At 56.3% G+C, this 21,469-nt stretch carries 21 protein-coding genes; 12 read left to right on the forward strand and 9 right to left on the reverse strand.

Annotated features, from left to right (window positions below):
- The 4 genes from AC6I6N_RS16825 (at position 1) to AC6I6N_RS16840 (ending at position 4,267) form a co-directional block, all read left to right on the forward strand.
- Positions 1–1,776, forward strand: coding sequence for an acyl-CoA dehydrogenase family protein (locus tag AC6I6N_RS16825; protein ID WP_497943685.1), 1,776 nt, complete (start codon positions 1–3; stop codon positions 1,774–1,776).
- A gap of 129 nt (positions 1,777–1,905) precedes the next feature.
- Positions 1,906–2,370, forward strand: coding sequence for a MarR family winged helix-turn-helix transcriptional regulator (locus AC6I6N_RS16830; protein ID WP_094197783.1), 465 nt, complete (start codon positions 1,906–1,908; stop codon positions 2,368–2,370).
- Positions 2,371–2,599: 229 nt separating this feature from the next.
- Positions 2,600–3,745, forward strand: a complete 1,146-nt coding sequence (gene nirK, locus AC6I6N_RS16835; protein WP_094197782.1) for a copper-containing nitrite reductase — start codon at positions 2,600–2,602, stop codon at positions 3,743–3,745.
- Between the two features lie 192 nt (positions 3,746–3,937).
- Positions 3,938–4,267: a c-type cytochrome gene (locus AC6I6N_RS16840; RefSeq protein WP_094197781.1), complete on the forward strand. Its 330-nt coding sequence runs from the start codon at positions 3,938–3,940 to the stop codon at positions 4,265–4,267.
- Between the two features lie 24 nt (positions 4,268–4,291).
- On the opposite strand, the gene AC6I6N_RS16845 is transcribed toward AC6I6N_RS16840, so the two are convergent.
- The 3 genes from AC6I6N_RS16845 to AC6I6N_RS16855 all read right to left on the reverse strand — a co-directional run bounded on the left by AC6I6N_RS16845 (position 4,292) and on the right by AC6I6N_RS16855 (position 6,427).
- On the reverse strand, positions 4,292–5,086 hold the full coding sequence (locus AC6I6N_RS16845) for an exodeoxyribonuclease III (RefSeq protein WP_094197780.1): 795 nt from the start codon (positions 5,084–5,086) through the stop codon (positions 4,292–4,294).
- A gap of 72 nt (positions 5,087–5,158) precedes the next feature.
- Positions 5,159–5,968 carry a DODA-type extradiol aromatic ring-opening family dioxygenase gene (locus tag AC6I6N_RS16850; RefSeq protein WP_264672060.1) on the reverse strand — a complete coding sequence of 270 codons (810 nt, stop codon included), beginning with the start codon at positions 5,966–5,968 and terminating at the stop codon, positions 5,159–5,161.
- A 57-nt stretch (positions 5,969–6,025) separates the two neighbouring features.
- Positions 6,026–6,427 carry a DoxX family protein gene (locus tag AC6I6N_RS16855; protein WP_094197778.1) on the reverse strand — a complete coding sequence of 134 codons (402 nt, stop codon included), beginning with the start codon at positions 6,425–6,427 and terminating at the stop codon, positions 6,026–6,028.
- A 202-nt stretch (positions 6,428–6,629) separates the two neighbouring features.
- On the opposite strand from AC6I6N_RS16855, the gene AC6I6N_RS16860 reads away from it, so the two are divergent.
- The gene (locus AC6I6N_RS16860; protein WP_094197777.1) at positions 6,630–7,520 is read left to right on the forward strand and encodes a LysR family transcriptional regulator; all 891 of its coding nucleotides are present in this window, start codon (positions 6,630–6,632) and stop codon (positions 7,518–7,520) included.
- A 53-nt stretch (positions 7,521–7,573) separates the two neighbouring features.
- On the forward strand, positions 7,574–8,248 hold the full coding sequence (gene pyrE / locus AC6I6N_RS16865) for an orotate phosphoribosyltransferase (RefSeq protein ID WP_094197776.1): 675 nt from the start codon (positions 7,574–7,576) through the stop codon (positions 8,246–8,248).
- A 91-nt stretch (positions 8,249–8,339) separates the two neighbouring features.
- Here the strand turns inward: pyrE and gatB are convergent, their stop codons facing one another.
- The 3 genes from gatB to gatC are packed head-to-tail and all read right to left on the reverse strand — an operon-like array spanning position 8,340 to position 11,635.
- On the reverse strand, positions 8,340–9,797 hold the full coding sequence (gene gatB, locus AC6I6N_RS16870) for an Asp-tRNA(Asn)/Glu-tRNA(Gln) amidotransferase subunit GatB (protein ID WP_108728527.1): 1,458 nt from the start codon (positions 9,795–9,797) through the stop codon (positions 8,340–8,342).
- On the reverse strand, positions 9,797–11,317 hold the full coding sequence (gene gatA / locus AC6I6N_RS16875) for an Asp-tRNA(Asn)/Glu-tRNA(Gln) amidotransferase subunit GatA (RefSeq protein WP_108728528.1): 1,521 nt from the start codon (positions 11,315–11,317) through the stop codon (positions 9,797–9,799). Before gatA ends, gatB begins: the two co-directional genes overlap by 1 nt.
- 9 nt (positions 11,318–11,326) lie before the next feature.
- Positions 11,327–11,635 (reverse strand): Asp-tRNA(Asn)/Glu-tRNA(Gln) amidotransferase subunit GatC, encoded by a 309-nt coding sequence (gene gatC / locus AC6I6N_RS16880; protein ID WP_108728529.1) that lies wholly within the window; start codon positions 11,633–11,635, stop codon positions 11,327–11,329.
- Between the two features lie 271 nt (positions 11,636–11,906).
- Between gatC and AC6I6N_RS16885 the strand changes: the two genes are divergently transcribed.
- The 5 genes from AC6I6N_RS16885 (at position 11,907) to rodA (ending at position 17,471) form a co-directional block, all read left to right on the forward strand.
- Positions 11,907–12,950 carry a rod shape-determining protein gene (locus AC6I6N_RS16885; protein WP_003801946.1) on the forward strand — a complete coding sequence of 348 codons (1,044 nt, stop codon included), beginning with the start codon at positions 11,907–11,909 and terminating at the stop codon, positions 12,948–12,950.
- 61 nt (positions 12,951–13,011) lie between these two features.
- Positions 13,012–13,893: a rod shape-determining protein MreC gene (gene mreC, locus AC6I6N_RS16890; RefSeq protein WP_108728530.1), complete on the forward strand. Its 882-nt coding sequence runs from the start codon at positions 13,012–13,014 to the stop codon at positions 13,891–13,893.
- Positions 13,877–14,458: a rod shape-determining protein MreD gene (gene mreD / locus AC6I6N_RS16895; protein ID WP_264672059.1), complete on the forward strand. Its 582-nt coding sequence runs from the start codon at positions 13,877–13,879 to the stop codon at positions 14,456–14,458. The genes mreC and mreD overlap by 17 nt, the downstream gene beginning before the upstream one ends.
- A gap of 14 nt (positions 14,459–14,472) precedes the next feature.
- Positions 14,473–16,332, forward strand: a complete 1,860-nt coding sequence (mrdA, locus tag AC6I6N_RS16900) for a penicillin-binding protein 2 (RefSeq protein WP_094197771.1) — start codon at positions 14,473–14,475, stop codon at positions 16,330–16,332.
- The gene (gene rodA, locus AC6I6N_RS16905) at positions 16,329–17,471 is read left to right on the forward strand and encodes a rod shape-determining protein RodA (RefSeq protein WP_094197770.1); all 1,143 of its coding nucleotides are present in this window, start codon (positions 16,329–16,331) and stop codon (positions 17,469–17,471) included. Before mrdA ends, rodA begins: the two co-directional genes overlap by 4 nt.
- A gap of 86 nt (positions 17,472–17,557) precedes the next feature.
- Here the strand turns inward: rodA and mutY are convergent, their stop codons facing one another.
- The 3 genes from mutY to AC6I6N_RS16920 are packed head-to-tail and all read right to left on the reverse strand — an operon-like array spanning position 17,558 to position 20,225.
- Positions 17,558–18,649 carry an A/G-specific adenine glycosylase gene (mutY, locus tag AC6I6N_RS16910; RefSeq protein WP_264672058.1) on the reverse strand — a complete coding sequence of 364 codons (1,092 nt, stop codon included), beginning with the start codon at positions 18,647–18,649 and terminating at the stop codon, positions 17,558–17,560.
- Positions 18,649–19,557: a cell division protein FtsX gene (locus AC6I6N_RS16915; protein ID WP_108728532.1), complete on the reverse strand. Its 909-nt coding sequence runs from the start codon at positions 19,555–19,557 to the stop codon at positions 18,649–18,651. Before AC6I6N_RS16915 ends, mutY begins: the two co-directional genes overlap by 1 nt.
- Positions 19,554–20,225 carry a cell division ATP-binding protein FtsE gene (locus AC6I6N_RS16920; RefSeq protein WP_094197767.1) on the reverse strand — a complete coding sequence of 224 codons (672 nt, stop codon included), beginning with the start codon at positions 20,223–20,225 and terminating at the stop codon, positions 19,554–19,556. Before AC6I6N_RS16920 ends, AC6I6N_RS16915 begins: the two co-directional genes overlap by 4 nt.
- A 220-nt stretch (positions 20,226–20,445) precedes the next feature.
- On the opposite strand from AC6I6N_RS16920, the gene AC6I6N_RS16925 reads away from it, so the two are divergent.
- Positions 20,446–21,462, forward strand: a complete 1,017-nt coding sequence (locus AC6I6N_RS16925) for an amino acid ABC transporter substrate-binding protein (RefSeq protein WP_094197766.1) — start codon at positions 20,446–20,448, stop codon at positions 21,460–21,462.
- The last annotated feature ends 7 nt before the right edge of the window (positions 21,463–21,469 follow it).

The following is a 21,469-nucleotide window of genomic DNA, read 5'->3' on the forward strand; positions in this document are numbered from 1 at the left end:
ATGCAAGCATCACATTATCAGCCCCCCTTGGAGGATTTCCGGTTTGTGCAGCAGTATTGCTTACAGGCGGAAAAAGAGTGGTGCCGTTTGTCGGCGCACCAGGGGCTGGATCAGGAAACGGCAGATAGGGTGCTCGAGGCGGCCGGACGCTTCTGTGCTGACGTATTGGCCCCGCTCAATGGGCCAGCGGACTTGCAAGGCTGTCGTCTGGAGCACGGACGGGTCTTGACGCCAGACGGGTTTGCTAAAGCCTATGCCGATTTTGTGGAAGCGGGCTGGCCTGCTTTGGCCTGCGATCCCAGCGTGGGCGGCCAGGGTCTGCCTCAGTTGCTGGATACGGCCTTGCATGAAATGCTGGCATCGGCCAATCACGGCTGGGCCATGTATCCGGGAATTTTGCATGGTGCGTACGCCTGCTTGCATGCTCATGGTGATGATTACATCCGCCGCACCTATCTGCCGCCTATCGTTAGCGGGCGTTGGTTGGCCACGATGTGCCTGACAGAACCACAAGCCGGTTCCGATTTGGGTTTGTTACGTACCCAGGCACTGCCCGAACAAGATGGTTCCTACCGCTTGCATGGCAACAAGATTTTCATCTCTGGTGGCGATCAGGATATGAGCGAGAACATCGTTCATCTGGTGCTGGCACGTCTGCCCGATGCCCCTGCCGGTACACGGGGGCTGTCCTTGTTCCTGGCCCCACGCCTGATTCCCCAGGAACAGGGATTGGTTCCCAATACGATTTATTGCGATGGTATTGAGAAGAAAATGGGTATCAAGGGCAGTGCTACTTGTACGATGCGTTTCGAGGCTGCCCAGGCCTGGTTGCTTGGCAAGCCGCATCAAGGTCTGGCTGCCATGTTTGTCATGATGAATTCGGCTCGTTTGCATGTTGGCTTGCAAGGCTTGGGCCATGCAGAAGCTGCGTGGCAATTGGCACGCACTTATGCTCACGAACGTCATCAGATGCGGGTGCAACCTCGCCCGGCAACGGCCGAGGGAGCAGCGGACCCTATTGCCCATCATCCTGCCATGCAACGCATCCTTGCCGACTTACGCGTCTGGACGGAGGGTATGCGGGTGATGGCGGCGTGGATAGCGCATCAGCTTGATTTGGCGCAGAGCCTGCCAGAGGGCGACGAGCAGGCTCAGGCGCTGAGTCTGGCCTCTTTGCTGACACCGGTCGTCAAGTCGTTCTTTACAGAGCGGGGCTTTGCCCTGGCCAGCGACGCACTACAAGTTTTTGGCGGCTATGGGTACGTGCATGAGTATCGTATTGAGCAAACGCTTCGGGATGTGCGTATTGCCATGATTTATGAAGGAACCAACCAGATCCAGGCGCTGGATCTGCTGCAGCGCAAGATTGCCGCCGTCGGCCCCGAGGCCTTGCAGCCTTTGCTCCAGACCTGGCGCGGGGAGGCGGATGCTTGCCTGAGTGCGATGGCGGACTGTCCGTGGGGCAAAGCGTTAAGGCAGTGGAGCGACCATCTGCACGAAGTGACGACCCATTTGTGCTCCCGTGCTCAACACGATACGCAAGTGCTGGCGTGGTGCGCGGAGGATTATCTGCGCTTGGTCGGTACCGTGTGTATGGCATTTGCCTGGGCACGGGCAGGGCGGGTCAGTCGCTTGCAGGCCGATACCAGCTTGTGTGAGCGTAAGGTGGCCAGTGCTGATTATTTCTTTGATCATGGCTTGCTGGACGCCCGCTATTATTTGAGCAGGATAGAGGCGACAGCGGCAAGCACAGTGCCTATGCAAAAGCTCGTCTGAGACGGTTTACGGGTCTATGTTCTATGATTGATGTCTGCACCGATCAACGGTGTGCCGCTCAGGATAGTGTCGATAGTATGTCGACACTGTCTTGCTGGCGTTTTTCTCTTTTTAGTCAGACACCAACTCATGGACAGTGCTCTCGAATCCGCTGTTGACCAGTCGCGCCTTCTGCGCTTTCTGGGCTATCGCCTCACGCGTACGGAAATTCATATTCATAAGCTGTTTGCGCATCGTGTTGCCGAGCATGATCTCAAGCCCAGCGAGTTTTCTATTTTGATTTTGCTCGATGCCAATCCGGGAATCTATTTACGCCAATTGGGTGAAACGCTGGATATCTCGCCGTCCAATCTGGTGCCGGTGGTCGAGCGTCTGGTCAAGCGTGGTTTGATCCAACGCCATTCAGACCCGCGTGATCGACGTTTGCAGCAATTGCATCTGACTGCTCAAGGCCAGACTTTGCTCTTGCCTGCTGAAGAGCAGGTCGGAAAATTGGAGGAGGAATTGGAACAGATTCTCACCGCTACCGAGCGGCGCCATTTGTTCTCGGCCCTGGACAAACTGATGGCCGTCCAAGAGAGTCGCGAAAGCTGATCAGTTGCAGAATGGCTGAGCAGACGATCCTTGCGGATCGGGTTGCGGCGTATCGTTAACAGGTATTTTTTAAAACCGCCTTTGAGGCGGTTTTTTTTGTGCGCATCGCCAATGCTTGCGCTGCAACAAAGATGGCGTAGATTAAGTGCGTTCAAATACATCCTGTAACTGTTAGAGCAATCAACTATTTAATCAGCAGGCATTACGCCTGGATCAAACCGGAGGTAGTATGGAACGTCGTCATTTCTTGAAAAGTGCTGGCCTAGGTGTGGCCGCAGGAACCACTTTGTTGGCGGCGCAAGTACAAGCCCGCGAAACAGCCGCCCCCAAAAAGAATGCGCCCTGGCTGGCTGCACGTACAGAAGAGCAGATCGCCAAGCTGGAACGGGTCAAGGTGGATCTGGTTGCGCCTCCCATGGTCCATAAACACGAGCAAAAAGTGGGTCCCGAGCCGCGTGTCGTGGAATTTCGCATGACCATCTCCGAGCGCGAAATCGAGGTTGACCGTGACGGCACCACCATGCACGCCATGATGTTCGACGATTCCATGCCCGGTCCTACCATGGTGGTTCATGAAGGCGACTACCTGGAGCTGACCCTGGTGAACCCGGCCACCAACACCATGCCGCATAATATCGACTTTCATGCCTCGACCGGTGCGCTGGGCGGTGCCAAGCTGACCAACGTGAACCCTGGGGAGCAAGCCACACTGCGTTTCAAGGCCGACCGCAGCGGTACCTTCATTTACCACTGCGCACCAGAAGGCTCGGTTGCCTGGCACGTGGTTCAGGGCATGCACGGTACCGTCATGGTGCTGCCACGCGACGGCCTGAAAGACTCGGCTGGTAACCCCTTGCATTACGACCGTGTCTACAGCATTGGTGAGTTTGACCTCTACATCCCTCGTGATGAAAAGGGTAACTTTAAAAAGTATGGTTCATCGGCGGAAAGCTACGGTGATACCTTGGAAGCCATGCGTGGCCTGATCCCCAGCCATGTGGTGTTCAACGGTAAGGTCGGTGCCTTGATGGGTGACGGTGCCATGAAGGCCAAAGTGGGTGAAACCGTGCTGTTCATTCACTCGCAGGCCAACCGCGATACGCGACCACACCTGATCGGGGGGCACGGTGACTGGGTTTGGGAACTGGGTAAATTTGATGACCCACCCGCCAAGAACCTGGAAACCTGGTTCATTCGTGGCGGTTCGGCCGGTGTGGCGCTCTACACCTTCAAGCAGCCTGGAGTGTACGCCTACGTGAACCACAACCTGATCGAAGCCATGGAGCTGGGCGCCGCAGGTCACGTCCTGGTCGAAGGCGACTGGAACGATGACTTGATGAAACAAGTCAGCCCTCCCGGCCCGATCAAGGCTTAAGGCAGGAGTTGGTGCCCGGAGCGTGGAATTGAGGAACAGGAGTACGAATCAATTCCGTCCGGGCTTGCAGGCAGTATCGTAAACAAGCCAAGAACAAGCAGGGGGTATGGACTTTGAAAACCAGGTCCCTTGTTCTGCAAACGAAGTATCAGCCGGGCATGCGTTCATGCCGACTGTTTAAAGGGTAAAACCATGAGAATCTATAGCCCCGCCACCATGATGTCATCTGCAATGGCCGCTTTACTCTTGTTGGCCGCTGTTCCTGCAGCACATGCCGATTCCGACGAAGCCCTCAAACTATATAAATCGTCGTGTATGGTCTGCCACGCATCCGGTATGGCCAATGCGCCCCGTCTGGGTGATAAGGCTCGTTGGGCGCCCTTGATTGCTCAAGGCGAAGACGCCCTGATGGAAGTGGTTATCAATGGCAAGGGCGCCATGCCACCGCGTGGTGCTGCCCCCAAAGCCACGGACGAGCAATTGCGTAGTGTGGTGCGCTACATGATTGAGAAGGGCAGCTAAGGCGCTGACCTTCTCAGACTGGGCTTACAAGCTCCAGTCGTAATCAACCGTCAAGGGCGCATGGTCACTGAAACGCTCTTCTTTATAGACTGTGGCATGACGCGCCTTGGCAGCAATACCTGGGGTGGCAATTTGATAATCAATGCGCCACCCCACATTTTTGGCCCAAGCCTGGCCGCGGTTGCTCCACCAGGTGTAGCACTCGTCGGTGGTATCGGGATGCAGGCTGCGATACACGTCTACCCAGGACAGCTCGTCCAGCACTTTTGTCATCCAGGCACGTTCTTCAGGTAGAAAGCCGCTGTTTTTCAGATTGCCTTTCCAGTTTTTCAGATCGGCTTCGTGGTGTGCAATATTCCAGTCACCACAAATGATGAATTCGCGGCCAGTATCACGGTGCTCCTGCATCAAGCCATTAATCCACTGCTCAAAATGATCCAGAAAGCGGTACTTGGCCGTTTGACGCTCGTCGCCCGACGAACCGGAGGGTAGGTAGGCGCTGATGACACTCAGGTCATGCCAGTCGGCGCGAATGATACGGCCTTCGGCATCAAACTCCTCGCAGGCCATCCCTTCGACCACATTTTCCGCTTTGTGATTCAGATACAGGCCTACGCCGCTATAGCCTTTTTTCTGCGCGTGGTGGAAATGCCCGTGATACTGACCGGGGTGGGTCAGATCGGGGGTCAGATCAGGCTCGCTGATCTTGATTTCCTGCATGCAGACAATATGAGGTTTCTGGGCTTCCAGCCAGGCGGGCAGGCCTTTACGAAAAGCAGCCCGAATACCGTTGACGTTTAACGAGGTGACGCGTAACACGTGGCAATTCTCCTTATAGCGTCAGCACTGTAACCCGTAACCTGCCTGTATGTCAGTGGCCGTCAGAGCTTGTTACGTGGCCGAGCCAAAGCGGTAGCTGGACACGGTCAAGCCACCAAAGGCGTGTGTTTCATGGTGAAAGCGATGCGCGGTATCGCCACGTGCGGCCCCGGCAGCCACCATGACGGGGACCAGGTGATCCTCGCGCGGATGGGCAATACGTGCCGCCGGAGCTTGTTCCCAATCCATCAAGGCCTGACGGCGAACAGTGGGATCCTCCAGGCTTAGGCTCTGGTGTAGCCAGGCATCAAACTGGGCCGAGGGCTCCACACCACCGGGTCCCATATTGCGCAGGTTGTGGTAGCTCAGGCCGCTGCCAATAATCAGCACATCCTCGTCCCGCAAGGGGGCCAGGGCTTGACCCATGGCGTAGTGCAGGGCCGGGTCATAGTTGGCGTGAATGGACAACTGAACCATGGGCACTTTGGCCTGCGGGTAGATGACATAAGCCGGTACGAAGGCGCCGTGGTCAAAGCCGCGTTGCATATCCAGATGAGTGGGCAGGCCAGCGCCTTCCAGCAGGTTACAGACCTGCTGGGCCAATGCAGGATCGCCCGGTGCAGGGTAATGGATCTCGTAGGTATGGGGTGGAAAGCCATAGTAGTCGTACACCATGCTCGGTTGTGCTGCGGCTGCGACCAGCAAATGTGCCTGTTGGGCTTCCCAGTGGGCGGAGACCATCACGATTGCTTTGGGCGTGCGGCCCAGTTGGCGTGGAATGTCCTGCAAGGCAGTACGCAGCGGGGCGTACATGGTTTGTGCCTCGGAGATCCAGGGCCAGGGTCCGCCACCGTGCGAAATGAAATAGGTGGGCATTGTCATGATGATCTCCTGCCCCCCGCCAGATAGAGGCAGGGGTTAAGGGGTTGAGTGGGGCAATCAGTCTTTGCTGCGACCTGCGTCAATGCTCCAGGGGCCCGGGCCAGCAAAAGCCAGATAGAGGAACACAAAGCAGAACAGAACCGCCGCTTCGCCGCCGTTGAGAATTGGAGTGGCAAAGGTACTGGAGGTGGCGTGACCAATAAAATAAGCAAACGCGCACAGGCCCGATGCAACAAAGGCTGCAAAGCGAGAAAACAGCCCAAGCACCAGCAAGCCGCCCAGAACGAGTTCCAGGATGCCTGCAACCCCATACAGAGAGGTGATCTGCAGGTTGGCAAACATGTCTACTTTGGGGAAACCGAGGATCTTGGCAGTACCGTGTGTCAGCAGTAAATAGCCTGTGACAAAGCGCAGCAGGCTAAGGATGCGAGGAGTCCAGCTGGAAGTAAGGGCGCTCATGTGTTTTCCTTTGGAAAGTTGACAGTATCGGTAAAACAGCACCTGACCCGGGGAAGTGACATCGTTTCGATGTCAGCCTGGAGCTGGTCCCGCCCGTTCAAGGTCCAGACAGGCATCGGGTTGGCACTTTTTTTAGATTAATCAATTACTATCAGGAAATAAACAGGCCTATTTTCATTAGTTACTTTCTTATTAGGAAAGCATGGATACGATTCAGAGTTTGCGGGTGTTCAGAGAGATCGTGGTGGCGGGCAGTTTTGCCGCGGCGGCGCAACGTCTGGACATGTCAGCGCCTATGGTCAGCAAACACCTGGCCAATCTGGAAAAACAGCTAGGCACCCGCTTGCTCCATCGCAGCAGCCGTCGTTTGAGTCTGACAGAATTGGGGCAGACTTACTTTGACTATTGCCTGCAGGCGCTCGATACCCTGGAACGCGGGCAGCAGGCTTTGTCGGGTTCAGGGCATCAGCCGCAAGGGGCCTTGCGGGTGACGGCTCCGGTGTGGTTTGCAAATCGCAAAGTGGCGCAGTTGTTGCACGATTACCAAACACGCTTTCCGGAAGTGACTCTGGACATGAGCCTGAGCAATCACAAAGTGGATTTGGTGGCGGAAGGTTTTGATCTGGCTCTGCGGGTGATGCGTGAGCCTGCCCCGCATCAGATTGCGCGTCTTATTTGCCCCATGCCTTTTCATCTGGTGGCCAGCCCGGCGTTTGTGGCCCAGCACGGCATGCCGCGCAACTGTGCTGAGGTGATGCGTTTGCCTGCTATCAGTCCCAGTTATTTGCAGCAGCCCAGCTTCGAGCTGTTAGGGCCGGACGGGCCGGAGTCCTTGCGCCTGAATCCTTTTATGCGCTCGGACAACACGAACCTGACCTATTACAGCGCCTTGGGCGGAGCAGGGTTGGCCTATTTGCCCCAGTGGCTGGTCATGGATGATCTGAACAGTGGTCGTTTGGTTCGCTTGCTACCTGATTACACCGAAGAGCGGCAACAACTGCACGCTGTCTATGCCAGTCGTCGCTATTTGACACCTAAAGTGCGCAGTTTTATCGACTTCTTGTTAGAAGAACTGGCCGAACCTGCCAAGTGATGGCGCACAACACGCTAAAATGCTGTTCGTCTCTATCTTTTTCATACTCTGTCATGTCGGCTACTAACGATAATCGTCGCAATTTTGTGCGCTTTTCCCTGGAACAGGGAGTGCTGCGCTTTGGGGAATTCAAGGTCAAGTCTGGCCGTTTGAGTCCTTACTTCTTCAATGCCGGCCTGTTCAATACGGGACGTAGTGTGGGTCAACTGGCCCGTTTCTATGCCCAGGCTTTACTGGATTCGGGCGTGTCGTTTGACATGCTGTTCGGGCCTGCCTACAAAGGGATTCCTTTGGCTGCCGCGACCTCGATTGCCCTGGCTGAGCATCCTCAAATTGGTGATCGTGACGTGCCCTTTGCCTTCAACCGCAAAGAAGCCAAAGACCACGGCGAAGGCGGTACCCTGGTGGGAGCACCCTTGCAAGGCAAGGTCGTGATTATTGATGATGTGATCACAGCGGGTACGTCCGTGCGTGAATCCATGCAGATCATCAAGGCGGCGGGTGCAGAACCTGCAGCGGTGCTGATTGCTCTGGATCGCATGGAACGCGCTGGTAATGACCAGGAACTGTCCGCGCATTCTGCTGTGCAGGAAGTGGAACAGACTTACGGTATTCCCGTGATCAGCATTGCCTCGCTGGCTGACATCATGGCGGTATTGGCAGACGATACGACCTTGGCCGCTCATGCTCCCCAGGTGAAAGCCTACCGTGATCGCTACGGCGTCTGATCTCCCGCGTTTGTTAAGCAGGATTCAGTAGTAAAAAAAACACCAGGCCAAGGCCTGGTGTTTTTGTATCCGCTAAGCGCAGAGTCCGGACTTAAGCGTCCAGCTTTTGCTTGAGCATTTCATTGATTTGCTGCGGATTGGCCTTGCCCTTGGCAACCTTCATCACCTGACCGACCAAAGCGTTGAAGGCCTTGGGTTTACCGGCACGGTGTTGTTCGACGATGCTGGGGTTGGCGGCCAGTACTTCGTCCACCATGGCCTCAATGGCACCCACATCGTTGATCTGCTTCAAGCCACGGGCGTCGATAATGGCATCTACATCGCCATTGAGCTCGCCATCCCACTGCGCCGCAAAGACATCGCGGGCAATCTTGTTGGAGATGGTGCCGTCAGCAATACGGGCAATCAGCTGAGCCAATTGTGCCGGGCTGACTTTGGACTGTTCGATGCTGATTTCTTCACGGTTCAAGGCAGCCGACAGCTCGCCCAGCACCCAGTTGGCAGCCAGTTTGGCATTGGCGCTGGAACCTGCTTGCAAGATGGCTTCAAAGAAGTCGGAAGTGGCGCGGTCTACCGTCAGTTGCGAGGCGTCGTAACGGCTCAGTTCAAACTCTTGCTCGAAGCGGGCCTGTTTCTGGGCGGGCAGTTCAGGCATGTTCTGACGAACCTGCTCGATCCATTCTTCACTGATAAACAGAGGTGGCAGGTCAGGGTCGGGGAAGTAGCGGTAATCGTGTGCATCTTCCTTGCTGCGCATGCTGCGGGTCTCATCGCGATCCGAGTCGTACAGGCGGGTTTCCTGAATGACCTTGCCACCATCTTCGATCAGTTCGATCTGGCGACGTGCTTCGTATTGAATGGCACGTTCCAGGAAGCGGAAGGAGTTGATGTTTTTCAGTTCGCAACGGGTGCCAAATTCTTTCTGGCCTTTGGGGCGCACCGATACGTTGGCATCGACGCGGAACGAGCCTTCCTGCATATTGCCGTCGCAAATACCCAGCCAGACTACCAGGCTGTGCAAGGCGCGGGCATAACCCACGGCTTCAGCAGCCGAGCGCATTTCAGGTTCGGACACGATCTCCAGCAGCGGAGTGCCTGCTCGGTTCAAGTCGATCCCGGTGCTGGACTCGCCGTAAGGACCACGGAAGTTTTCATGCAGGGATTTACCGGCATCTTCTTCCAGGTGGGCGCGTGTCAGATTGATGGTTTTTTCTTCGCCATCCAGCATGAAGCTGACTGTGCCGCCGCTGACGACGGGGATTTCCATCTGGCTGATCTGGTAGTTCTTGGGTAGATCAGGGTAGAAGTAGTTTTTGCGCTCGAACACGGAACGTGGCGCAATGTGGCCACCAACGGCCAGACCCAGACGGATCGCCCGTTCGGCAGCACCACGGTTAAAGACGGGCAGCGCGCCAGGCAGGGCCATATCGACTTCGTTGGCTTGCGTGTTGGGCAAGGCTCCAAAGCGGGTGCTGCTGCTGGAGAAGATTTTGGATTCGGTCGAGAGCTGGGTATGGGTTTCCAGCCCGATCACAATTTCCCATTCCATTATTGTTGTCCTGGTTGACGTTGATGCCAGTCGGTGACTTGCTGGAAGCGGTCGGCAAAGGCCAGCAATTGGCCTTCACGGAAGTAGTTGCCAATGATTTGCAGGCCGATGGGCAAGGGGCGCTCATCGTTACTGAAGCCGCAAGGAATGGACATGGCGGGCAGGCCAGCCAGACTGACGCCCAGCGTGTAGACATCGCCCAGCCAGTCGGTAGTGGGGTCCTCGATGGTGGCACCCAGCTTGCGGCCCAGGGCCGGTGTGACGGGGCCAAGGATCAGGTCGCACTGTTCAAAGGCTTTTTGGAAGTCGTCCACAATCATGCGGCGTACGCGTTGGGCTTGCAGATAGTAGGCGTCGTAGTAGCCGTGCGAGAGCACGTAAGTGCCAACCAGAATGCGGCGCACCACCTCAGGGCCAAAACCTTCCGAGCGCGAACGCGAGATCATGCTGTTCAGGTCGGTGTACTGGCTGGCGCGGTGGCCAAAGCGTACACCGTCAAAGCGTGACAGGTTGGTTGAGGCCTCAGCGGGGCTGATGACGTAATACGTAGGGACAGACAGCTCGGTCAGGGGCAGTTGCACGGTGACACGTTCTGCACCCAGGCTTTCGTAGGTTTTCAGGGCGGCTTCGATGGCGTCGGCAACGACCGGGTCCAGGCCGGGGCCAAAGAACTGGGCGGGCACACCAATACGCAGGCCTTTCAGTGGCTGACTGCCTTGGGCTTCTTGCTGCGACTGTTGCTGTTCAAATTGCTGACGAATCCGCGCGCCGTTATTGGGCTGATCGTCGCAAAATTCCAGGCTGGTAGCATCTTGGGGGTCGAAACCGCACATGGTCTCCAGCAGATCGAGCAAGTCGCGGGCATTACGGGCGATAGGGCCGGCCTGATCCAGGCTGGAGCCGTAAGCAATGATGCCAAAGCGGGAAATCGTGCCGTAGGTGGGCTTGATGCCGCTGACACCGCACAGGGCGGCAGGCTGGCGAATCGAGCCGCCGGTATCGGTTGCGCTTGCACCAGCTACCAGACCAGCGGCCACCGCAGCGGCGGAACCACCTGACGAACCACCGGGCACCATGGTGTGATCCCAGGGGTTACGTACGGGACCGAATACCGAGCTTTCGTTGCGCGAACCCATGGCGAACTCGTCACAGTTCAGTTTGCCCAGCGAGACAGCACCGGCTGCCTGCAGCTTGGTCACCACCGTCGCGTCAAAGGGGCTGACATAGCCTTTCAGCATTTTGCTGCAGGCGGTGGTCTGCCAATCCTTGGTGACAAACAAATCTTTGTGGGCGATCGGGATGCCGGTCAGTGGACCGGCCTTGCCTTGGGCAATCAGGGCATCGGCGGCATCGGCCTGTGCCAGGGTCAGGGCGGCGTCTTGCTGAACAAAGGCATTGAGCTCTTTTTGACGGGCGCTGTTGTCCAGGGCTTGCTGGGCCAGCTCGCGGGCACTGACGGTTTTGTTTTGCAGAGCTAGTCGCAGCGCTGCAATAGTCGCGAATTCAGGGGTAAAAGACATGGTTTTGCTTTATTCGATGACCGTGGGCACCAGAAACAGGCCATCCTGCTCGGCGGGGGCGTTGCGCATCATGGCCTGGCGGCTTTCTACCGTTCCGCAAGGCAGGGCCTTGTCCTCGCGCAGACGCAGACTGATCTGCTGGCGGGCGGACAAAGGGTGGGCCATCGGCTCAACGCCTTGAGTATCAACGGTTTGCAAGGTCTGGATCAGGCCCAGGATGCGCGTCAAATCGTGCTCGACCTGGGAGGCTTGTTCAGCAGAAAGATCAAGGCGCGCCAGTTGCGCTATACGGGCAACATCCTGTTCAGTGATAGACATGTGGGTGGGTACTGGAAAATAAGTAATAAAAAAAAGCGGAAATCTGTCAGTTAAGGACAGTTTGGCACTTTTACAGCAAATGCGGGGGTTACAGAACTTAACTGACCATTAAAACAGTCCTAATGTAGTGCAATTATAAGTTATCATTGATCGTTTTCTTTCCAGGTATTTTTGAATTCGTTGCCTGGTTCTTGTGCCTGTCGTTTTACGCTTGAGTTCCGCGCCGAATTTACCTGTCTTTTCCCCCAAACACTTTACACTTTGCGCGCCCATGTTCGGATTCCTACGCAGTTACTTTTCCAGCGATATGGCAATCGACCTCGGTACGGCCAATACCCTTATTTATGTACGCGGCAAGGGTATCGTACTGGATGAACCGTCCGTTGTAGCCATCCGCCATGAAGGTGGACCTAATGGTAAAAAAATCATTCAGGCCGTTGGGCAGGAGGCCAAGCAAATGCTGGGTCGGGTGCCTGGCAATATTGAAGCCATCCGGCCCATGAAGGATGGTGTGATCGCGGACTTTACTGTGACCGAGCAAATGCTCAAGCAGTTTATCCGCATGGTTCACCCCCGCAGCATGTTTGCCCCCAGCCCACGTATTATCGTGTGTGTGCCTTGTGGCTCTACCCAGGTAGAACGCCGCGCCATCAAAGAATCTGCATTAGGCGCGGGCGCCAGCAAGGTCTACCTGATTGAAGAGCCCATGGCGGCAGCAATCGGTGCCGGTCTGGCCGTGTCCGATGCCAGTGGTTCCATGGTGGTGGATATTGGTGGTGGTACTACCGAGGTGGCTGTGATCTCTTTAGGCGGCATGGTCTATAAAGGATCGGTGCGCGTTGGTGGCGACAAGTTCGACGAAGCCATTATTAATTACATCCGTCGCAATTACGGCATGCTGATCGGTGAGCCCACCGCTGAATTGATCAAAAAAGAGATTGGCTCCGCATTTCCTGGCACTGAAATTCGTGAAATTGAAGTCAAGGGTCGCAATTTGTCCGAAGGGGTGCCACGTAGTTTCACGGTTTCGTCCAACGAGATCCTGGAATCGCTGACCGATCCCTTGAATCAGATCGTCTCTGCGGTTAAAACCGCTTTGGAACAAACTCCTCCTGAACTGGGTGCGGATATCACCGACAAGGGCATTGTCCTGACCGGGGGTGGTGCGCTGGTTCATGATCTGGACCGTCTATTGCAAGAAGAGACCGGTTTGCCCGTTGTGGTGGCCGAAGATCCTCTGACGTGCGTGGTACGGGGTTGCGGCGAGGCTCTGGAGCATTTGGAGCGTCTGGAGTCCGTATTCATTTACGATTGATCCTTGCTTGGCCCCTACGGCAATGCCTGTTCGTTGGGACAAGTGATCGAGTGTTTGAGTAATGCGAGAACAAGGCTCCATCCGGCTATTTAGGCGTGGCTCATCTGCTGAGCTGCGTTTGGCCGCTCTTTTGGTGCTGACAGTGGGCCTGTTGATCACTGATGCTCGTTACTCTGTGCTTGAGCCTGTACGTCAGGCGATTGCCACTGTGCTCTACCCCTTTCAGCGCGTCATGCTCGCGCCGCGTGATCTGGTTACGTACTTCAGTAGCTGGACGGATGCGGCCTCGACCGCCCGTTCTGAAAAAGAGGCCTTGCAACGCCAGCGCATCGAGCTGGCTCAGCTCTCTACCCATGCCGCTCAGCTTTCTGCTGAAAACGAACAATTGCGTCGTTTGTTGCAAGTGGCCGATACCGTCACCCAGCCCTCTGTAGCGGTTGAAGTTCTGTACGAACCGCCCAATGGGTATGCGCGTCACCTGATTTTCAACAAGGGCTCGGCAAGTGGCATTCGTCCCGGTATGCCCGTTATTGACGAAGGCGGGGTTGTGGGGCAGGTGGTGCGTGTCACGCGTTTTACCTCGGAGGCCGCGCTTATTACTGACGACAAAGTCTCGGTGCCGGTACAGGTGCTGCGTAATGGCCTGCGTTTGATTGCCTTTGGTGGCAACCCCGGTGGCAAGGTAGAGGTGCGTTTTCTGACCAGTGACGTGGATCTGGAGCCAGACGATACCTTGATCACGAGTGGTATCGGCGGCTTGTTCCCCGCTGGTTTGCCGGTCGGGACGGTCAGCAGTATCGAACGCGATGATGCCTCCGGTTTTGCGCTGGCTTTGGTGACGCCCTTATCGCACCCCGAGCGTTACCGTCATTTTCTCATTTTGCTGGTGCCCGAGAGCGAACGCTCTCTTGAACAGGACGATGCTGATGACGCGACACGCTGAGTCCTCGGACACCCCTAGCCGCAAAGTCCGGTCTTCATCTCTGGGCAGTTTGCAGCCTATTGATAGCAGCCCGTTTTCGCGTGCTTCCAGCCCGTGGCTGGTGTGGGGCTCAGTTCTTTTGATGTGGCTGGGGTCCATGTTGCCCTGGCGCCTGCTGCCCTTTGCGCCGGACCTGTTGATGCTGGTACTGGGCTTTTGGGCCGTGCATGAGCCACGCCGTGTTCCCATGTCCCTGGCTTTCGTGCTGGGTATTTTGGTGGATGTGCATGATGGCAGTCTCCTGGGCGAGCATGCCCTGGCCTACGTGCTGGTCGTGTATGGTGCCTTGCTTTTGCGCAAGCGCATCTTGAACTTCGGTATGTGGATTCACTTTCTACACATGGCAGTCGTCATGTTGCTGGCACAGTTGATCGTGCAGGTGTTGCACGCCTGGCTGGTGGGGGAGTGGTCTGGCTGGGAGTGGGCGGCTGGCACCTTGCTGACAGCCGCTTTGTGGCCGCTGGCCGATAGTGTGCTGTTCTTGCCGCAGCGACGTCTGGACGAATCCGACTCCGGTTCGTCCTGATTGGTAGGGCGGCCATGTTTGAATTCAAAAAAACCTCACACCAGTTGCGCCAACGCATTTTTTTTCGTGTTCTGGTGGCCGCCGTTCTGGCCTGCGTGCTGCTAGGAATTTTGGGCGTGCGCTTGTGGTACTTGCAAGTGGTGCGCTACGAAGGCTTTGCCGCTCGAGCTGATCAAAACCGTATTGCTGTCATCCCGATTACTCCCCGACGAGGCGAGATTCTGGACCGCAATGGCGAGGTTTTAGCTCGTAATTATCGGGACTACACGCTGTCGGTGGTGCCCGCCAGTCTGGGCGAGCCCGTAGACGATATGCTGGATCGCGTGGGTGAATTGGTGGAGCTAAGTCCACGCGATCGTCGCCGATTCAAGCAGAACGCCGCCCAAAACAGCCGATATTCCGAGATTTTACTGCGCAATAACCTAAGTGATGATGAAGCGGCCTGGTTTGCTGCCCATGCTTTCAAATTCCCCGGAGTGACCTTACAGGCCCGCTGGGTGCGCGAGTACCCGCACGGCGAGTCAGCGGCGCACGTGCTGGGGTATGTAGGCCGTATTTCCGAAGGCGACCAGCAGCGTCTGGAAGAAACCGGGCAAACCGGTAACTACCGAGGCACGCAGGTGATTGGCAAAAAAGGGATTGAGAAAACCTGGGAAAAGACCCTGCACGGACGCACGGGTATTGAAGAGGTGGAAGTGGCCGCTTCAGGTCGTCCTGTGCGTACCTTGAGTCGCGTGGACCCTGTACCGGGTGCCAGCCTGCGCCTGTCGCTGGATATTGGCCTGCAAAAGATGGCCGAAGGTTTGTTTGCCGGGAGACGTGGTGCGTTGGTGGCGATTGAACCCAGCACGGGGGAAGTGCTGGCGTTTGTGTCCGCACCGTCCTTTGACCCGAACTTGTTTATCGACGGTATCGACGTAGAGAACTGGCGCAAGTTAAATGACTCGCCCGATCATCCGCTGATTAATCGTCCCCTGTACGGTACATATCCGATTGGTTCGACCTACAAGCCCTTCGTGGCGTTGGCGGCTTTGGAGACCGGCAAGCGCAAGGCGACCGATCGTATTTCCGATCCTGGCTATTTTGAGTTTGGTGGTCAGCGTTTCCGTAACGCGGGTGGGGCGGTTTACGGGTCTACCGATATGCACCGTGCCTTGGTGGTGTCCTCGGATACGTACTTCTATTCCTTAGGCCCGGAAATCGGCGTCGATAATCTGCACGACTTCATGAAGCAGTTTGGCTTTGGCCAGCATACTGGCATTGACCTGGATGGTGAACGCCAAGGCATTTTGCCTTCTACCGAGTGGAAACGTAAGGCTTATCGCAAACCGGCGCAACAGCGCTGGTATGCCGGGGAGAGTATCTCCGTGGCGGTAGGCCAGGGCTATAACTCTTTTACCGTGTTGCAACTGGCTCATGCCACGGCTGTGCTGGCGAGCAATGGCATTGTGCGGCCTCCGCACCTGGTCACCCAGACGCTAAGTCCCCACGACCCGGAAATTGAGCAGCCCGTGCGTATTGATGCCAAGCTGATCCCCTTGAAGCAGGCTAATGTGGATGTGGTCAAACAGGCTTTGGTTGATGTGGTGCGCCAAGGCACGGCACGGCGCGCTTTTGCGGGAGCAGCCTATCAGGCTGCTGGCAAGACAGGGACCGCACAGGTCTTTAGCCTGCGCGGTGCCAAGTACAATGCGAACGCCATTGACGAACGGTTGCGTGATCACGCCTTGTTCATGTCTTACGCCCCGGCAGAAAACCCTAAAATTGCAGTTGCCCTGATTGTGGAAAACGCAGGATGGGGTGGTTCGGTTGCAGCACCGATTGTGCGCAAGGTCTTTGATTACTGGTTGGTAGAGCGAGGGCAGATGCAATGAAGCGACTTTTGCAACTGGGCCTGAAAGCTGTCACTGCCTTTGACTGGCCCTTGCTGCTGTTGCTGGTGCTGATGGCTGCGCTGGGCATGACGATCATGCATTCAGCCGTCGGGGGGACGGACTGGCGCTTTGCTGACCAGGTTCGCAATTTCCTGCTGGCCTTTGGTGTGATGTGGGTTGCGGCCTTGATTCCACCGGCGATGTGGATGAAGTTGGCCCCAGTCGTTTATTCGGTTGGGGTGGTACTGCTTTTGGGGGTGGAGTTCTTTGGCGAGACCAGCAAAGGCGCGACGCGTTGGCTGGATCTGGGGGTGGCGCGTATTCAGCCCTCGGAAATGCTTAAGATTTCTGTGCCCTTGATGCTGGCCTGGTATTTTCACCGCTATCAGCGGCCCAAGATGAGCCTGCTGGATTTTGTGGTGGCGGGTATTTTGCTGATGATTCCGTTCCTGCTGATTGTGCGTCAGCCGGATTTGGGTACCGCCTTGCTGGTGTTTGCTGCTGGCTTTTGCGTTATTTATTTTGCAGGCCTGTCCTTCAAGCTGATTGTGCCGATTGTGGTCGTGCTGGTGCTGGGCATCAGTGCTTTGCTTTACTACGAAGACTATATCTGCGTGCCTGACCTGGATTGGGTGGTGCTGCACGATTATCAGAAACACCGGGTCTGCACGCTGCTGAATCCGGGTAGCGACCGTCTGGGCAGGGGCTTTCACACCATTCAGTCCATGATTGCGATTGGCTCGGGCGGGGTTTACGGCAAAGGCTATATGATGGGTACCCAGTCTCATCTGGACTTTGTTCCCGAACGTACCACCGACTTTATTTTTGCGGTGTTTGCCGAGGAATTCGGTTTGTATGGCGGCATCATGCTGCTGGTGCTGTATGCCTTGCTGATTCTGCGCGGCTTGTCGATTGCCGCTGTGGCTCATACCCAGTTCAGCCGTCTGCTGGCCGGTTCCATGTCCATGATGCTGTTTGTCTATGTGTTCGTGAACATAGGCATGGTAACGGGGATTTTGCCCGTGGTAGGCGTGCCTTTGCCATTTCTAAGCTACGGCGGCACGGCCTTGATGACGCTGGGTGTGGCCTGCGGAATGCTGATGAGCATCAGCAACGATAAGCCCGCGCGACCTTCATAGTGCTTGACCTTGGGTGCTCCTGGCTTGGTGCTGCGCGTAGCCAGGGGCTGTCTCGCTTACCCCGGATGATACCGGGGGTCTTGGCATCAAGGTAGAAGCAGTTGTTCACTATCTTGGTTTTGATACAAACCCAGCAGTAGCTTGCGTATAGGTGCAGGTAAAGCGGTTTGCTCCAGAGCTTCATGATCCTGCCATTGCTGGCCTGCCATTGGCTCGGCCAGGGTAGATTCGTCCACTTGCAGCAGCCACGGTGTGATGTGTAGCTTGAAGTGTGAGAACACGTGCTGGAAAGAGGCCAGCGCAATCGCTTCTTCATGAGACCAGTGCAGTGCCGCCGTTTGCAGGCTGACGGCATCGTCAAACTGGGGCAGAGTGAGCAGGCCACCCCAAATACCTTTGTCAGGCCGTTGCTCCAGCAAGACCTGACCGTTCAGCTCCAGAATCAGCACATGCGCATAGCGCTCATCCTGGCGGATACGCTCTTTGGGGCTGGGTAGTTCGGACTGGGCCTGATGGGTATGGGCATAGCAGTTGCTTTGCAGCGGGCATAGGCTACAGGTGGGCTTGCTGCGCGTACAGCATTGCGAGCCCAGGTCCATTAGCCCTTGGGTGTAGGCCGCCATATCCAGGCTTGCCGGAGCAAGCTCGACGACTTCATCCGCCTTGGCCCACAAGGTGTTTTCCACGGCCTTTTTCTGCGTGGGCCCATAAATTCCGAAATAGCGCGTAAACACACGTTTTACGTTGCCGTCCATGATGGGGCTGCGTTCGCCAAAACAGAAGGCGGCGATGGCACAGGCGGTGGAGCGACCTATGCCGGGCAAGGTCGCCAGATCCGTGGCATTGCCCGGGAAACGGCCGCCCCATTTTTCCATGACCTCTTGGGCACAGCGATGCAGGTTACGGGCGCGAGCGTAATAGCCCAAACCGGCCCAGTAGGGCATGACCTCGTCTTGCTCGGCAGCGGCCAGATCCTTGACGGTAGGAAAGCGTTCCAGAAAGCGCTCGTAATAACCCAGGACAGTGGCGACCTGGGTTTGCTGCAACATGATTTCGGAAAGCCAGACGCGGTAAGGGTCTTGCGTGTTCTGCCAGGGGAGGTGGTGGCGGCCGGAGGTTCTTTGCCAGGCCACCACTTTTTCGGCCAGATTTTGGGGACAGGGTTCAGGAAGCGACATCAATATTGGGTACTACGGGTAACAGACCAGCGAGCCGCCAGTGCGCCCAAAATGGCGACCAATATAGCAGCTGTCAGCAAAAGAGAAAATTCCGGCAGCTTGAGCGCTAGCTGGACGCCATAGCTTTGGGCCAGACTGGATAGGGCCTTGTTCAGCGGAGTCAGGGCCAAGAGAGCCAGGCCACATGCCAGTGCGCTGGCAAGCAGGCCGGTTAGCGCACCCATGTACAGAAAAGGGCGGCGTACAAAGGCTTCGGTCGCGCCGACCAAACGGGCCACGGCAATTTCTTCACGCTGGTTCAGGGCTTGCAGGCGCACGGTATTGAACACGGTGGCAATCACCACCACGCCCACACCTGCCATCAATATCCATAAGCCAATGCGGATAAAACTCAGGATCGCGGCCAGACGCTGCACCCATTCGCTATCGAGCAGCACGCTATCCACGTCTTGGCGACCTTGCAGGGTTTTGGCTAAGGTATCGGCCCGCGTGACCAGATCTGGTGTTTCATGCAGGGTCAGCACAATGGCGTGGGGCAAGGGGTTGCTGGGCAAGGCGCCCAAAGCCTCTGTCCAACTGGGGTTGCTCTGCAATTGCTTGAGCGCCTGCTCCTTGCTGACCAGCCTGATATTGGCCAGTTCAGTTTGAAACTCTTTGCCCACGGCCTGGCTGAAGGCCTGGGCTTGCTCCAGCGTGCTGTTCTGTTTCATGAACACGGTCATTTCGGGCGAGGTAGGGATTTCGCGCACGACAGGCTGGGCGGCCAGCAAGATACTGGCTCCCAGCACAGGTACTGCCAGAGTCAGGGCAATGACCAGCAGATTGGACAGGGAGGAGAAGGGTTGCACTTTCAGACGGCGCAAAGCCACCAGGAAAGCATATTGGTGATGACGCAGCCAGGTTCTCATGCCAGCACTCCTGGATGATCGGAAAAGCGGCCGTCCTGAATCAGCAGGGTGCGACGCGCATAGCGTGCCATCAAATTCAGATCGTGCGAGGCAATCAGGGTGGTGACACCCACCCGGTTAAAGTCCATCAAAACATCCATGATGCGCTTGGCGTTATCGGCGTCCAGATTGGCGGTAGGCTCGTCCGCAATCAAAATAGCCGGACGATTGACAATTGCACGGGCAATGGCCAGCCGTTGCTGCTCACCACCGGACATTTCCACCGGCTTTAAATCTTCTTTGCCGCGTAGCCCCACTTTTTCCATGGCGGCGCGGGCACGTGCCTGGGCTGTGCCGGGCTCCAGGCCTACGACTGCCAGAGGCAGGAGCACATTGGCCAGGGCGCTGCGGTCTTGCAGCAAGTGTGTATCTTGTAAAACCACGCCCACAGCGCGTCGCAGATAGGGGCGTGCGCGGGCGGGCAGCTTGTCCAGCCTGTGTCCGTTGACCTGGACCGAGCCACGGCTAGGCAGCTCCAGCCCCCCGATCAGACGCAATAAAGTGGATTTACCTGCTCCCGATGGGCCGGACACAAAAATGAATTCGCCGTCATCAATGCGAAAATTAATGTCGGCTAGAATATTTTTACTGCGGCCATACGATTTAAAAACGTGTTGGAACTCGATCATCGCGACGCACAATTAAAGAGGAGTCTGCTTGAAAAGCCCCTAGGGAATGGCTATGGGGGCCTGCTTGAAAGTGTCGACGTAGGTAAAAGTATTCGTCAGATTGTTAGAGGGAAACCCCCGATGCGTGTTTGCACAGTCTGGCTCTACGATTGGACACCACAGCTTAGCTGCAATTGTAATCTGCATCCATTTACCAAAAGTAAACAGGAGGTGATATTCCATGACCTTAGTGAAAACCATTGCATGTAGTGTTGCGTTGATGGCCCTGGCCGCTAATGCACAAGCAGGTGAAACCCTGGACTCGGTCAAGAAAAAGGGCTTTGTCCAGTGTGGTGTCTCAACAGGTATTGCAGGATTCTCGCTGGCCGATAGTAAGGGAGCCTGGTCTGGTATTGATGTGGACATGTGCAGTGCGATCGCCGCTGCTGTTTTTGGGGATGCTAAAAAATACAAGGTGACGCCCTTGACCACCCAGCAGCGCTTTACCGCCCTGCAATCGGGGGAAGTGGATGTGCTAACCCGCAACACCACTGCGACGATCTCGCGCGACACGACCTTGGGCTTGGTCAGCGCTGGCATCAACTACTATGACAGCCAAGGCGTGATGGTGAAAAAATCCCTGGGTGTCAAAAGTGCCAAAGAGCTGGATGGAGCTGCTGTGTGTGTACAGCCTGGCACGACAACCGAGTTGAATCTGGCGGACTGGTTCCGGGGCCAGGGTATCAAATTCAACCCTGTGGTGATCAACAATCCTGAAGAGGCGATGCGCTCCTTTACCTCCGGTCGTTGCGACGGCTTTACCAGCGATAAATCCCAGCTGGCTGCCATGCGTGCTGCCCAGACGACACCGGACGAGTTCGATATCCTGCCTGAGGACTTCTCCAAAGAGCCGCTGGGCCCGTTCGTGCGTCAGGGTGACGATGACTGGTTCACGCTGGTGCGATGGACTCTGAATGCCATGCTGGAAGCGGAGGAATATGGCATTACCAGCGCTAACGTGGATGAAATGACCAAGAGCAATAACCCCAATATTCAGCGCATTCTGGGCGTGTCCGGAGAGCTGGGTAAAGGTCTGAAGTTGGATAACAAGTGGGCCTACAACATCATCAAACAGGTTGGCAATTACGGAGAAAGCTTCGAGCGTAATCTGGGTAAATCGACAGCACTGAAGCTCGATCGCGGTTTGAACGCACAATGGCGTGACGGTGGGGTGATGTACGGCTGGCCAGTGCGGTAAGATTTCG

It is taken from the genome of Alcaligenes sp. LTN-3 (assembly GCF_059735605.1).